This is a genomic window from Pontibacter litorisediminis (assembly GCF_029360645.1).
Classification (GTDB): domain Bacteria; phylum Bacteroidota; class Bacteroidia; order Cytophagales; family Hymenobacteraceae; genus Pontibacter; species Pontibacter litorisediminis.
Window position 1 is genome coordinate 289761 of record NZ_JARDUA010000001.1, and the last position, 14945, is coordinate 304705.

At 53.6% G+C, this 14945-nt stretch carries 12 protein-coding genes; 2 read left to right on the forward strand and 10 right to left on the reverse strand.

The window, feature by feature from the left end; all coding sequences use genetic code 11:
* Nucleotides 1-41: 41 nt before the first annotated feature.
* Nucleotides 42-2408 carry a TonB-dependent receptor gene (locus PXG97_RS01350; protein WP_276495913.1) on the forward strand — a complete coding sequence of 789 codons (2367 nt, stop codon included), beginning with the start codon at nt 42-44 and terminating at the stop codon, nt 2406-2408.
* Nucleotides 2409-2411: 3 nt separating this feature from the next.
* A complete protein-coding gene (locus tag PXG97_RS01355; protein ID WP_276495914.1) occupies nt 2412-3347 on the forward strand; it encodes a DUF4249 domain-containing protein in 936 nt (311 codons plus the stop codon).
* A gap of 1 nt (nt 3348) precedes the next feature.
* Here PXG97_RS01355 and PXG97_RS01360 read toward each other — a convergent pair whose 3' ends face one another.
* The 10 genes from PXG97_RS01360 to ccoN form a co-directional block, all read right to left on the reverse strand.
* Nucleotides 3349-4170 (reverse strand): ion transporter, encoded by an 822-nt coding sequence (locus PXG97_RS01360; protein WP_276495915.1) that lies wholly within the window; start codon nt 4168-4170, stop codon nt 3349-3351.
* Nucleotides 4171-4287: 117 nt separating this feature from the next.
* Nucleotides 4288-5697, reverse strand: a complete 1410-nt coding sequence (locus PXG97_RS01365; RefSeq protein WP_276495916.1) for a TIGR00341 family protein — start codon at nt 5695-5697, stop codon at nt 4288-4290.
* Between the two features lie 48 nt (nt 5698-5745).
* On the reverse strand, nt 5746-7086 hold the full coding sequence (locus tag PXG97_RS01370; RefSeq protein WP_276495917.1) for a DUF2254 domain-containing protein: 1341 nt from the start codon (nt 7084-7086) through the stop codon (nt 5746-5748).
* A 211-nt stretch (nt 7087-7297) separates the two neighbouring features.
* A complete protein-coding gene (locus PXG97_RS01375; RefSeq protein WP_276495918.1) occupies nt 7298-8197 on the reverse strand; it encodes a universal stress protein in 900 nt (299 codons plus the stop codon).
* A gap of 81 nt (nt 8198-8278) precedes the next feature.
* Nucleotides 8279-9010: a sulfite exporter TauE/SafE family protein gene (locus PXG97_RS01380; protein WP_276495919.1), complete on the reverse strand. Its 732-nt coding sequence runs from the start codon at nt 9008-9010 to the stop codon at nt 8279-8281.
* A gap of 2 nt (nt 9011-9012) precedes the next feature.
* On the reverse strand, nt 9013-9483 hold the full coding sequence (locus tag PXG97_RS01385; RefSeq protein ID WP_276495920.1) for a FixH family protein: 471 nt from the start codon (nt 9481-9483) through the stop codon (nt 9013-9015).
* 59 nt (nt 9484-9542) lie between these two features.
* Entirely contained in the window at nt 9543-10949 is a 1407-nt protein-coding gene (gene ccoG / locus PXG97_RS01390; RefSeq protein WP_276495921.1) for a cytochrome c oxidase accessory protein CcoG, read from the reverse strand.
* A 251-nt stretch (nt 10950-11200) separates the two neighbouring features.
* Nucleotides 11201-12397 (reverse strand): c-type cytochrome, encoded by a 1197-nt coding sequence (locus tag PXG97_RS01395; protein ID WP_276495922.1) that lies wholly within the window; start codon nt 12395-12397, stop codon nt 11201-11203.
* A 2-nt stretch (nt 12398-12399) separates the two neighbouring features.
* Entirely contained in the window at nt 12400-12600 is a 201-nt protein-coding gene (locus PXG97_RS01400) for a hypothetical protein (RefSeq protein WP_276495923.1), read from the reverse strand.
* A gap of 109 nt (nt 12601-12709) precedes the next feature.
* Nucleotides 12710-14896, reverse strand: a complete 2187-nt coding sequence (gene ccoN, locus PXG97_RS01405) for a cytochrome-c oxidase, cbb3-type subunit I (RefSeq protein ID WP_276495924.1) — start codon at nt 14894-14896, stop codon at nt 12710-12712.
* Nucleotides 14897-14945: the final 49 nt, after the last annotated feature.

Genomic DNA, 14945 nt, shown 5'->3' on the forward strand with positions numbered 1-14945 from the left:
TTCCCAACTGCTGTTACACCATAACTTAAACAGCAAACGGATTGCGAAGCTTCACTTATACTTTCCTTCTTCTCCTGGCTTGCCTGCACCCGGCCCTGGCGCAGTCGGTTTACACGCTGTCGGGGCGTGTGCTGGATGCCGAGACGAGTTTGCCCCTGGTGGGCGCTGCCGTTGCCCTCAAGGAGCGTCCTTCTGCCGGAGCCATAACCGATGCCACGGGCAGGTATAGCTTTGCTGCACCTGAAGGCGCGTATACCCTTGTGGTAAAGTATATTGGCTACGATTTGCAGGAGCAACTGGTGCAGCTAAATCAACCTGTCGCTTTAACCATACGCCTCACGCCAACGGCCTACCAGGTACAGGAGGTGGAGGTGGTGGCGGAGCGGCGGCCCCCTCTTACCGAGACACCTGTGATGGGCCAGTTGGAGTTCCCGCTGGAGACAATAAAAGTACTGCCCGTGCTCTTCGGCGAGGTTGATATCCTGAAGACCGTCTCCCTGATGCCAGGTGTCAAGTCAGCCGGCGAAGGCAGCACGGGCTTTTATGTGCGCGGGGGCGGTGCAGACCAAAACCTGGTGTTGCTTGACAAGGCTACCGTTTATAACCCCGGGCACCTGTTCAACTTCTTCTCCGTCTTCAACAGCGACGCCATTGACCAAACCACGCTCATCAAGGGCAACATGCCTGCCCGCTACGGCGGCCGGCTTTCCTCGGTGCTCGACATCGGCATGAAAGCAGGAAGTTACGACGACTTTCAGGTGGATGGTGGCATCGGCCTGATATCTTCCCGGCTGTCGGTACAGGGCCCTCTGCAGGAGGGAAAATCCTCTTTCATCCTGTCGGGCAGGCGCACCTACGTGGATGTGCTGCTGGGCCCTTTCCTGAAGGACACTGAACAGGGCGGCATTCCGTATCATTTCTATGACCTCAACGGCAAGCTCAGCTTTAAACTTTCTGAAAAGGACAACCTCTACTTGAGTGGCTACTATGGCCGCGATGTGGGGGAGCTAACGCTCTCTGAAGGACGTTTTGTGGCCGATTTCTTCTGGGGAAACGCCAGCGCCACCGCCCGCTGGAACCACCGGTTTAACGAGAAACTGCAGGTGGACGTGTCCGGGGTGCTGAGCAAGTATGACTTTGAGTTCAGTTGGGACTTTGGCGGCTTTACCACCGTGGCTGAAACCGGGGTTAAGGACTACAGCGCCAACATCGACTTCTCCTACAAGCCTAACGTACGGCATCAGCTGCAGTACGGCCTGCAGTACACGTATCACCAGTTACGGCCCCGTGCCGGAGAGGCAGAGAGTGCCAGCGGGGAGGTCTTTGGCACCGATAGGCTGCTCACCAAGTATGGCCATGAATACGCCCTTTACTTGTCGGATGATGTATACCTGACAGACAGGCTGCAGCTTAGCCTCGGCATCCGAAACAGTTACTTTACCCAAACCGGCCCTTTTACCTTTTACCAATTCGACGCCAACCAGTCTCCCACCGACTCAACTACCTATGGGGACGGCCAGAAAGTAAAGAGCTTTAGCGCCTGGGAGCCGCGGGTGTCGGCAAAGTATGAGCTGAACAAAAAGTCTTCGTTGAAGGCTGCTTTTTCTAAGTCTGCCCAGTACCTGCACCTGGTTTCCAATGCCTACACCACCTTACCGCTGGATGTGTGGGTGCCTAGCTCTGCTATGGTGGAGCCGCAGCGGGCAACGCAATACGCACTGGGCTACTTCAGGAGCATAAAGGAGAATCAGTATGAGGGTTCTGTGGAGGTTTATTACAAAGACCTGGAGAACCAGTACGAGTACCGCGAAGGTTTTGCCCCGGGGCCCAGCAACCGTGACCTGGAGTATGAGTTCGTGAGCGGCAGCGGTGAGTCTTACGGTGTGGAGCTTTTCCTGCGCAAGAACTATGGGGCGCTGCAAGGCTGGTTCGGCTACACGCTCTCCCGCACTACCCGCACCTTTCCTGCCCTGAACAAGGGCCGCGAGTTTCCGGCCCGCTACGACCGGCGCCACGACCTGTCGGTGGTGGGCACCTACAAGTATAACGACCGCTGGACCTTTGGCGGCAGCTTTGTGTACGGCACCGGTGAGGCCACCACGCTGCCGGTGCGCCGCTACTACCTGGAAGGGACCGTGAACTACCAGTATGGCGAGCGCAACAGCTTCCGGATGCAGCCCACCCACCGCCTCGACCTATCGGCCACGCTGGAGGGCAAGAAGTGGAAGAACATCGAAAACAGCTGGACTTTCTCTGTCTATAATGTGTACGGCCGCCGTAACCCATACCTGTACTACATCGATAACGAGGGCAATGCCTACGGCAACAGCGTACAGCTTCAAGCCAAGAAAGTATCCATCGTGCCGTTTCCGCTGCCTTCGGTTACGCTGAACTTTACCTGGGAATAAAGAATGCAGAAGTTAAACGTTATACTTGCCATACTTTGGAGCCTGCTTCTGTTCGGTTGTGAAGAGGACATCACCATAGACATACCAGCGGGGGAAGAGCAACTGGTGGTGGAGGGGCACATTGAGCAGGACGCCCCGCCGGTCGTGATCCTTACCCGCACGGTTCCGGTTTTCACCGAGGTGTCGGCTGCAGCGCTGGCGCAAAGTTTCGTACATGACGCGCAGGTGCGCATAACGGTTGACGGCCAAACCTATACTTTAAAAGAAGTGCCATCAACGGCCTTCTCAGAGGAACTTAAGCAGCTGCTTCAAGTGCAGTTTGGGCTCAAGCCTGAGCTCTTTAACACCCCAACAGGTCTCGTTTTTTATATCTATACTTCTGAGGAACTGCGGGGCCAATTAGGTAAAACGTACAGCCTGCAGATCAATCACGATGGGCGTACGCTTTCGTCTGTCACCACCATCCCCCAGCTTAACCCGCTAGATTCCCTCTGGACGATCCCACACCCAAATCGCGCACAGGATAGCCTGCGCCAGCTCTACTACCGTTACTCCGACCCCGACACGCTCGGCAACTATGTCCGCTACTTCACCAAACGCAACGATGAGCCCTTTTACCCGGGCCTGTTTGCCTCTGTTTTCTCGGATGAGTTTATCAATGGCGCCACCATCGTTTACCCGCTGGACCGTGGCGAGCCAAAGGGGCAACCGGAAGTGGATGTGGACCTGTACAGTTACTTTGGAAAAGGCGATACAATCACCGTGCGCTGGGCGGCCATCGATTTGGCGCATTACCGCTTCTGGTTTACACTCGAGAACGAGCAAAACAACAACGGCAGTCCCATTTCCTCGCCTAACATCACCCAATCCAACATTGAGGGCGGATTAGGCATATGGGGAGGCTATGCCGTTTCCCGGCATACGCTGCTGGTGGAGTGATCTACGCCAGCTCATGAAACCTGTAACCACAGTTGAAACAGTAGTTTGCGTCGGCATGGTGGCCCTCGGTGTGGCAATTGGGGCAAACCTGCGCAGTAACGGCCGTTCTGTCGGTTCTAGACATCTCCACGGTGACAATACCAGTGGGCACTGCAATGATGCCGTAGCCCATGATCATGACAAAGCTGGCTACAAACTGCCCGAGCGGCGTTTGCGGTGAAATGTCCCCATAGCCAACGGTGGTGAGGGTCACGATGGTCCAGTACACGCTCTTCGGAATACTGGTAAAGCCGTTTGTCCTCCCCTCAATCAGGTACATCAAGGAACCGATAATAACCACCACTAAGAGCACGGTACCCAGGAAAACCGCGATTTTACTGGCACTGGCCCTTAAGGCTTTGGAAAGTACCTGTCCTTCATTGATGAACTGCGTCAGTTTGAAGATTCGGGCGATGCGCAGCAGGCGGAGCACACGCACCACCAGCAGGTACTGAGAGCCAAGTATGAAAAGGCTTAGATAAGTAGGAATGATGGCTAGCACATCGACTATGCCAAAGAAGGAAAAGACATACTTCAGTGGCCGCGGTGTGCTGTAGATACGGAGAAGGTACTCAATCGTGAAAATGATCGTAAAGAACCATTCCAATGTCAGGAATAAGTCCAGGTAAACCCGCCGCAAGGAGACCACGCTCTCCAGCGACACGACGGCCACACTCGTGACAATGAGCACCAGCAGCAGCACGTCGAAGACCTTGCCTGCCGGCGTGTCGGCCTCGAAAATAATCCGGTAGAGCTTCTTCTGAAGGTTACTGTAGGCAGCCATTCGTTTATTAGGTTAACACAGGAGGGTATACGCAGGCCCGCCGCTAAAGCTACTGTGTAGCCTTGGCCTGCTTAAAGCTATGCTTCAGCTGTAGATCCCATGTATATAAGAATCAGGTTAAAAGGTGGAGATCACGTGTACTGAGTCGCGCTGCAGCCTGTAGCTCAGGAAGCTTTTGATGCGGGATTCATACTCCTGCACTTGCTCTGGCCGCAGCCTGGCCTTTACTGGTGCCGTTGCCTTCTTGTTCGGCGTAGGGGCCTGCTGCTCCACAGGCTGCTTCTGTTGCCAGTCGATCATTACCAGTGTGATGGTATCTGGTTTCACCGGATTCGTGGTGCTAACCATATCCCCCACCTGCACTTTCTGAATCTCGGGGAACAACATCCGCAGGTCGCGGGTGGCGCTGCCGTTCAGCTCCAGCTTTTGTCGCTGGCGCAGACTGTCAGCGTGCTGCTCCTGCAGCTTTTGCAGCTCAAGCGTCTTCAGGAAGTCCTGGGTGATGTTGTTGGTTACGTCATAGGCTATTTTCTGCACTTCCTCCGGCGACACATCCAGCTGTACCAATTTTACCCTGTAGCTACTTAAGTTATTCTGCGCCAACACTTCGTCGTAATGCTTCACCAGCCCTTCGTCCACCTTTTTGCCCACGCTGTATATCTTCACATACTTCAGTGAGTCTGCCGGCTGCATCTCCCACTTGATGATCTCGTTTTTGCGCCTGGTGAAGTCCGAGATTACCAGCTGCTCTATCTGCTTCTTGGTCTGGATGTCAGAGTAAATATTGTAAAGGAAGTACACGCTCGGGAGCACCACGATGATCAGCACCACCACCATGGCCTGGGCCACGCGCTTTTGTTTGGCCTGGTCCACGTACGCTTTGGTGTGGAAGTGCAGGTACTTCACAATCATATACGTGGCAAGGCTGATGAACACCGCGTTGATGAAGAAGAGGTAGAAGCCGCCCAAAAAGTAATCGTAGCGGCCTACCGCCAGTCCGAAGCCCGCCGTGCAAAGCGGTGGCATGAGTGCCGTGGCAATGGCTACGCCCGGTATCGCGTTGGACTTGTCGGATCGGGAGATGGAGACGATACCAGCCACCCCGCCGAAAAAGGCCACGCCGACATCCAGCAGCGTGGGCGTAGTGCGCGCCAGTAGTTCGTTCGTAGGCTCGCCGAGAGGCGTAACGGTAAAGTATAAAAAGCTAACCACCAGGCCCGCCGCGGCCGCCAAAGCCAGGTTCTTGATGGAATCGATGAGCATTTCGCGGTCGTTGATGCCTACCGATAACCCCACGCCCAGTATGGGCGACATGAGCGGGGAAACTAACATGGCACCGATGATCACAGCGCCGGATCCGGTATCCAGGCCAATGGATGCCAGCACCGCCGAGCAGATGAGCATCCAGGTGTTGTTGCCCCTAATCGGGATCTTGTCGTTTATCTCGCGGATGGTGCCTTCTTCATCAGTCTCGTGCTGGATGTTCAGGACACTACCCATCAGCCTCTTTAGGGATTGTAGCAGCATACAGTAAAAGTGTAAGGGCTACAAAAATAAGCAAAATCGCCAAAGGGCCTAATGCGGAGCCTTCAGGAGGGGCAGTGCCTCCTGCACAATAGGCTTGCTGTTGATAACGGCAAGCATCAGGTTGATCTTCTGCCTGTCGCCTAGGTTCTTGATAGTTTCATCTGCATCGTGGAGCAGCAACTTGGCCTCCTGGTGCAGCACTGGCAGGAACTGCGGGTGTGGGGCTGCCATGTGCAGCAGGCTCTCCAGCATAGACAGCAGCTTTAGAATAATCAGGCAGTCCTGCTTGCCGTAGGTGCGGAACGGGCTGAGCGTAATGCTGTATATATCCCTGAAGGTTTGATGCTTGAACCTGATTCTGCCGGCGCCGTTCTCATCGTATATTACCTTCTCGTCAGTTAACTGCATGCGTAGCGAGAACAGGGCCGTCAGGTAGTCAATGGCTTTAATTGCGGTGCCGGGGTCGTTGATGCCTGGGCTCAGGGCTTTAACGGCACTCTCCGTTATGTGCTTTATCCCGAAGATATAATTCATGCCTGGCCGCTCTTCCCGGTAAAAATTCACGTGGTTGAAAAGCCTATCCGTAAACTCCTTCATCTCCGGCAGCCGTTTGTTGATGCGGGCAAATGGCACTCCCTCAATCAGAAAGCTGCCCAGTGGGTGTTCAAAGTCAAGTACGACGTCATACTCCTTTAAAATACCCAGCACAGCGTGCTCGTCCAGGCCTTGCAGGTAGCCCGTTCGGGGGCTCTCCAGAAGCTGCCACTCCTTCTGCTCAAATACGTTGGGCACCTTTGTCCCCTTGTCGCGCTCTATCTCCTCCTTCAGCTGGTCTTTTGTCACAAGGTAAATTCCCTCCAGCAAATTGTCGATCTGCACCGACTCTGATATGGAGTGTATAAAGTAGACAAAAAAGCCCAGGCACATGATGGCAAAAACCATAGCCAGGAAAATGGCAAATCCCGGCAGGTTCACACTATATAAGTCGGAACGAATGTTCACCATCACCACCAGAGTATAAATTAAGGTGCCCAGGTAGAGGCCCGTGACGCTCTGGTTTGCTTTATAGGTAATAAGGCTTGGTATCACCCGCGGGGAAAAATTAGAGCTGGCCTGATTCAGTACCAGCATCACCATGGTGAAGCTGAAGACGGTCAGGGAGATAACGCCGGTGGCAATGGTGCTAAGTATAAGGCGTGCCGTTGCGCCGTTGCTGATGATCATGTACGGCAAGTCATCGTCCAGCTTCTTGCTGAGTCCCAGCGTCTCGAGGTACAGCACGACCAGTGCCAGAACTAAGAATGCCAGAGAGATAATTGTGGGGATGAACCCAATGCTGGAGATGATGTACTGGTAAATAAATTTTATACGGCTCAGGATCTTGCCCATACTTTCGTGCGCTGGCTTGTTAGGTGCTGCTCTGTCTTACTTTTATTCCCTGCTGTAGGTTATAAACACCGCAGCCACACCTCCTAAAGGTGTGGCTGCGCATGCTAGTGAAGCCTGGGAAGAAACGTGGAGAAGTGCCGCTGTTTGCTTTCTAAGAAGACTGCTGGCGCACTGCTCAGAACAACCTTCTCTTATACCATTTTAGGTGCTGTTAACCAGCAATGACCTCTATTGCCTGCAGAGGTTGGCTGTTTTTGCTTTTACAGTTGGCGCAGCAGCCGGAGCAGGGCTTGCGCTTCAGCTGCCTATAGGTTAGCAGCGGAATCCGGGTGTGGTAGGCTTTTGTCTTCACATAGGCATTGCTGAAGAGGCGCTCCATCAGGTAATTATCCTGGGTGGCCAGCAGCAGCATATCAGCCTGCTCTTGTTCGGCAAACTCGCTGATGCCCTCCAGCACATCTTCCTCTTCCAGCAGTCGCACCCTTACATTGCTGCCTCGCAGCTGCGCCTCTACCTCCCGCATGGCCTGGTTCATAGCGCTTAGCTGAGGCTTATCGGCCAGGCTGTACACCTGCACCAGCGTTAGCCGGGCGCTAGCCTGGTTGGCAAAACCCTGGATTCGCTCCAGTACCTTGGGGTCCTTGTCCGTAAAATCCGTAGCGAAAACCAGGTGCCTCAAGTTCTGATAGGCTTTAGCCGTGGGTACTGCCAGCACTGGCACATCCAACAGGTTGATCAAGGCCGCGGCGGTATCTTCCTCTGGGCTGGTGCCCAGGGTAGGCACCGCCTGTACCACGACCATGTCGATGGCATAGTCCTGAACCACGGCTTTTATACTTTCCTGCAAGGAGCCTGGCCGCACCACGCACTCGAATCCTTTCAGGCTGTCGTCATACGGCTGAGCAAGGTGATGGTCGGCTAGGGTGCGAAGTGCCTGTATGGCTCTGCTCTGCTGTGTAAACGTAAGCTCTGGCGTACCTGTGTTATACAGCAGCACCAGTTCCACGCCCAACGCCCTGGCCATAGCCCCTGCATAAGCCAGTAATTTTTCACTTGCTCCGTCGAAGCGAACCGGTACAAGAATTTGCTTGATAGGTGTTGCCGTACTCATGTCTTTTAATTTTATCTGGAGTAAAAATTAGCTTCTTTGTATTTCCAAGCCACCGTAACCCACCGCTATACACGGTTCTGCTTACTTTTGCGCAGTTTGCTTTGGGCTGGTGCAGCAAGTAATTTCGGTGGTGTGCTGTGGTGTATGCGTGATTTTAGGGCTCAGGTACGGGATGCCCAGGCTCAACCCCCGAAGTATAAAAATAACTGCAAGCACCATGCCTGCATAAGGCACCAGCCGGTTGAATGTGCCCCGTAGCTTCAGGCTAATGAACTTGCCAGACAACGATACCAGGAACATCAGCGGGAAGGTGCCTAGCCCGAAGAGCAGCATGTACAGCATGGCACCCGGTACCCCCGGTGCGCTAATGGCACCGGCCAGGGCGATGTACACAAAGCCACAGGGCAACAGACCGTTCAACATGCCCACCATGAACAGCGCTCCCAGGTTGTCGCGCCCAAAAAAGTAGCCTAGCTTCTGGCGCACCCAGGCCACGGCCTTATCCGTACCCAGCGCGCTGCCAGCTTTGCCTTTAAGGGCTGCCGGGGCAACCAGTAAAAAAAGGATGAGCAAGCCTGAAACAACAGAGACTACCTGCTGTAGCCCCGCCATCTGCAGCGACTGCCCAAAGGCACCTGCCAGTGCGCCCAACAAACTGTAGGTAACCAAGCGCCCCCCATTGTACAGGAGCCGGCCGGTGTAAAAACGCCAGCCGCCGCTCCTGCCAAATGGTAAGGCCATGGCAATCGGGCCGCACATCCCGACGCAATGGAAACTGCCTAAAAGTCCGAATAGAAAACCAGCCCAGATCATGGCTATTGTACCTGTATGGTCTTCTCTGAGTAATAATCTTCTCCGTCCGCGCTGAAGCTTACGCGTACTTTCCACAAGCCGCTCTCCAGGTCCGCTACCTCCAGCAACTGGCTCTGGTCGCGGCCTAGTTGCAGCGGGATCTGCTTGTCCAGCTTGTCGTTGGATGGGCGAAACAGCGTGATGGTGCCGTTCAGGCTCTTGCCCTGGTAAGTTGCCGGCAGCTGCAGCAGCACTGTTTTGTCCTCTGCTCTGTACTGCAACATCACGTCCCCGAGCGCCTGCGTACGCTTCACCCGCTCTATCTGGTCCTGGTACTGTATCTCCTGCTCGTAGTAATCCTTGCTCACCAGGCCTACATCCTGTTGCATGGCTCTATAAACAAACATGGCAATGTAACCCATAAAACATACCATGGCTGCCACGATCATGTAAGGCCAGAGTGTAAAGCTTTTATTTTTATCTTGATTCGTCATGTTGATGCCTCCTTTGCTGCCCTCCTCTTTCGGTGAGCTTTTGTTACTTCTATACTTCCTTACTTAGCCGGTCCCAGGAACTTGGTTTCCGTGGTTGTGATAAGCTCGTCGCCGTGGAAGACCCCCACTTCTATTTCCGAGTTCATACCATCCAGCTGCTTTAAATCAATCTCTGTAAAGAACACCCCTTCCACAATGCCTTGTGCCGGAAGTATAAGCTGTTCTCCTCCTATCACTTCTACCGCGCCTTCCTTGTTCAGCAGCTTTAGGGTAAGCGGCATGTCATGGTTGGTCTTGTTGATGACAGAGATGTTGTACAGGTTCTTGATGTGCCCCTGCTCTGTTTTCTGGTACAGCTGGCCCGGGGTGCGAAGTATAGTGGCTTCCGCCTCATCGCGGGTAAGCAGCAGCGTAGTAAGGGCTGTCAGAAGTATAAACAGTACCGCCGTGTACCCTATCACGCGAGGGGTGAAGAAAGACCACTTGGTGCCTTTCTCGATAGCCTCCTCCGATTCATAGCGGATCAGCCCTTCCGGCTTCTCCACCATGCGCATGATGGCGTTGCAGGCATCGATGCAGGCAGTGCAGTTAATGCACTCCAGCTGCTGCGCTCCATTCCGGATGTCAATGCCTGTCGGGCAAACCTGCACGCATTGGTTACAGTCGATGCAGTCGCCTTCGGTGCGCTCCTGGTTCTTGCGCAGTTTGCCGCGCGGCTCGCCCCGGCCATAGTCGTAGGCTACCACCACGGTCTTTTTATCCTGCATGACCCCCTGCAGGCGGCCGTAAGGGCAGACAATAGTGCATACCTGCTCACGGAAATAAGCAAATACCCAATAGAAGACTCCTGTAAAGGCCACCAGCGCGCCAAAACCTGCCAAGTGGTTAAAAGGGCCTTCCACAATCACCTTCTTCAATTCATCTATACCGATGATATAAGCCAGGAAGATGTTGGAGATCAGGAAAGATATCAGGAGGAAAACCGTGAACTTTGCCCCTTTCTTCAGGATCTTCTCCGTGTTCCAGGGCATTTTATCCAGTGCGCGCTGTTTCGTGTAGTCACCCTCTATGGCGTACTCTATGCGGCGGAAGATCATCTCCATGAAGATCGTCTGAGGACAGACCCAGCCGCAGAATACGCGCCCGTAAACCACCGTGAACAGGATAATGAACACGACCATGGTGAGGAAGGCCAGCACCAGTATAAAGAAGTCCTGCGGCCAGAACAGCACGCCGAAAATCACGAACTTGCGCTCCACCACGTTTAGCATGAGCAGCGGCAGGCCGTTTATCTTGATAAATGGGCCCGCAAACAATAGCGCCAGCAGCAAATAGCTAACATATTTCCGGTAGTTGTAGAGTTTGCCTTTCGGCTTTTTCGGATATACCCAAACGCGTTTACCCTGTTCATCTACTGTAGAGATGTGGTCCCGAAATTCATCGGTAGGTTTTGTTTTAGTTGCCATGGCAGTGATAAATTGTGCGGATTTTACTCCTGCCTTTGATTTAAAATGTACCAGCAGACCTTAGCTTTGCTTTGATCTACTGGTACAAAATTCCTAAAACAGCCCCGCTTAAAAGATGACCTAGGTCATGTTGAGGAGTGATTATCGTCAGCAAGTGCGGAAAGGTGCCGGAACTTGCTGCAAACCCTATAAAAAAACAGCAGGCTCCTCTTTAGAGGGGAGCCTGCTGTTTTGTAGGCACAACACCTGAATTATTGTTTCTCGCCCTGGGGCTCTTTTGCATTGGCTGGGTTTGTGCCCTGCAGGCTCAGGATGTAGCTGGATACCTCCAGGATCTGATCCTTCGTGAGCTTGCCCTGCCATGGCACCATGCCTTTGGCCGGCACACCGAATTTGATCGTCTTGAAGATGTCGTTTACATCACCGCCATGCAGCCAGTACTCGTCCGTTAAGTTCGGGCCTACAGTACCCTGGCCTTCTGCGCCGTGGCAGGCCGCGCAGTTGGTGCTGAAGACAGACTTGCCAGACTCCAATGCTGCAGCGTCGGTCAGAGCCTCATAATTGGTTACAGCATTCGGGTCGTCCGCGTTTTTGGCGGCGAACAAGGCTGCCTGCTGCATCTCCACTTCGTACTCTTCTGCCTGAAGCGAACCTGTTCTGAACACGTGGAAGTGTAGCATATACCCTACCGCAAACACAATGGTCACGTAGAAGAGCGCTTTCCACCAAGGCGGCAGGTCATTGTCGTACTCCTGAATGCCGTCGAAATCGTGGGTCGAATGGATCTTGTCCTTCGCCTCTCCTGCCAATACCGTCGTATCACCTCTCAGCAGGAAGAGCACTCGGCCGGCAAAGGAGCTGCGGAAGTCCTCATCGTAAATAGAGTCTCCAAGCATCGGGACAAACAGTCGGAACATCAGCACCAGTACCAGTATGGTCAGGAGGATAATGGCGGCCGCCAGCCCAAATGTGAACAGCAGCACCGGAGGCAGGTCAGTAAAGGCAACATCCTGTGCAGCAGCGGGTGGCGTAGCGGTAGCGTCAGTAGCCTCTGCTACCGGTGCTGCCTCAGCCTCCGCTGGTTTGCTACTCTCCTCCTTGATGAAGGCAATTACGTTCTTAATGTCATCCTCAGAAAGGGAGCTGCCGAAGGCAGGCATGGGTATCTTGCTATACTTCTCGTATACTTCTACCGCGTCCTTATCGCCAGCCTGCACCAGTTCCTGAGAGTTCTGGACGAATTTCACCAGCCATTCATCCCCGCGGCGCTCATGCACATTCTTCAGGGCCGGGCCCACCACATCGGCGTCCAGGCTGTGGCAAGCGACGCAGTTGCCTTCAAAAATAGCCTTTCCTGCAACCGGGTCCTGCGCCAGAGCGGCAGAAGTGCCCATTAAGAGCAGGCCTGCGCCTAGGGCCAAGCCGCGTTTTCCTATAAGTTTTATCATGTTCATCGTCTTGCTGCTTCTTGTGTGGTGGTGGTGTCTTGTGCTTCGTCTTCGCATGCAACCCTGCTCATGGCCTGCACATAGCCTTTGTCCATGAGGAACACATAAACCAGCAGGCCCAGGAAAAACAGAAAGAAGATGCTGAACGAGATTAGCGGGTATATTTCGATGCCGTCTATGGCTTGCAAAACATTCTTATACATTGTCTTAACTTTTATGACGCTTCAACCTAATGACAAGGGACAAAAGACTTCCGGTCTTGAAATACTTTCTGCCTTTTACCCTTTGTCACTCAGTTCTTTGTCAGGTTAATTATTCTTCTGTTTTTACTTTGATGTCCGTGCCCAGGCGCTGCAGGTACGCGATCAGGGCCACAATCTCAGCCTCTGGCTTCACTTCGATGCCTTCTTTGGCCAATTGCGCGCTGATCTGGTTGGCTTGCGTCATCAGCTCCTCGTTTGCGTTGGCGATATACGCGTCCTCATAAGGTACCCCTAGCTTCTTCAGTGTCTTCAGCTTGTCCTGTGTTGTGCTCAGGTCGATGTCCTGCTCAAACAGCCATGGGTAAGCCGGCATGATAGAGCCTGGCGACATAGAGGTTGGGTCCATCATGTGGTGGTAGTGCCAGGAGTTAGGGTACTTGCCTCCTACTCGGTGAAGGTCCGGACCGGTACGCTTAGAGCCCCACAGGAAGTTGTGGTCATACACAAACTCACCAGCCTTGGAGTACTCGCCGTAACGCTCCGTCTCAGATCTGAACGGACGCACCATTTGCGTGTGGCAGTTAACGCAACCCTCTTTGATGTACAGGTCACGGCCCTGCAGCTCCAGCGAAGTATAAGGCTTCACGCTGGCGATGGTCGGCACGTTAGACTTGATCACGAAGGCAGGAATAAACTCGACCAAACCACCTATCAATATTGCTATGGTAGCCCAAATCGCCATTTGCATTGGGCGCTTCTCGATCCAGGAGTGCCAGTGGCCGGCGTTCATGCTTTGCGTAGGTACAACCACAGGAGCTTCAGTTCTTTCGTTTGCCACCAGGCTGCCAGACTTAGCAGTTTTATAGAGGTTGTACACCATCAGGAACACACCGCTCAGGTACAGCACACCACCAATACCACGCAGGTAGTACATTGGCACGATCTGGAGAACTGTTTCCAGGAAGTTAGAGTACTGCAGCGTACCCTCTGCTGTGAACTGTTTCCACATCAGACCTTGTGTAAAGCCGGCCCAGTACATGGGGATGGCGTAGAACAGGATGCCCAGGGTGCCCAACCAGAAGTGGGCGTTGGCCATCTTCTTAGAGAACAGCTCTGTTTTGTAAAGGCGTGGGAACAGCCAGTACAGCATGGCAAATGTCAGGAAGCCGTTCCAGCCAAGGGCGCCAACGTGTACGTGTGCTACGATCCAGTCGGTAAAGTGGGCTATAGCGTTCACGTTCTTCAGCGACAGCATCGGGCCTTCGAACGTAGCCATACCGTAGGCGGTTATCGCTACCACCATGAACTTCAGGATCGGGTTCTCGCGAACTTTATCCCAGGCACCGCGCAGTGTCAGCAGGCCGTTGATCATACCACCCCAGCTCGGAGCAATTAGCATTACGGAGAACACTACGCCCAGCGACTGAGCCCAATCGGGTAGTGAAGTATAAAGCAAGTGGTGCGGACCAGCCCAGATGTAGATGAAGATCAGCGACCAGAAGTGGATAATAGACAGACGGTAAGAGTAAACCGGGCGGTTGGCCGCCTTCGGCAGGAAGTAGTACATCAGGCCCAGGAACGGCGTTGTCAGGAAGAATGCCACCGCGTTGTGGCCATACCACCACTGCACCAGCGCATCCTGCACCCCGGCATAACCAGAGTAGCTCTTAAAGAAGTTAACCGGCATCTCGTAGGAGTTCACGATGTGCAGCACCGCTACTGTCAGGAAGGTGGCAATGTAGAACCAGATGGCCACGTACATGTGCTTTTCGCGGCGCTTGGCAATGGTACCAAACATGTTCCAGCCGAATACCACCCAAACCAGGGTGATGGCAATATCGATTGGCCACTCCAGTTCGGCATACTCTTTAGAGGTCGTTATACCCAGAGGAAGGGTGATAACCGCAGAGACAATGATCAGCTGCCAGCCCCAGAAGTTCAGCTTGCTAAGCAGGTCTGAGTACATACGGGCTTTGCAGAGGCGCTGAAGTGAGTAGTACACACCCATAAAGATGGCGTTACCCACAAAGGCGAAAATAACGGCATTGGTGTGCAGCGGCCTCACGCGGCCAAATGTAGTATACTGGTTGCCCATGTTCACGTCCGGGTTAGCCAACTGGAAGGCGATGATCACGCCTATCAGCATACCGGCAATACCCCAGAACACGGTGGCTATACCAAAATCCCGAACGATCTTATTGTCATAAAAGAACGTGTCGGTCAGCCCCCGGTCCGTACCTTTCGGCACAACCCGGTCGGGCGCATTTTCCAAGACTTCAGCTACATTAGTCGACATGTGCGGTGTCCTCCATTTAAGTTTAAGTGTGTTGTTATTTAGTGTTGTT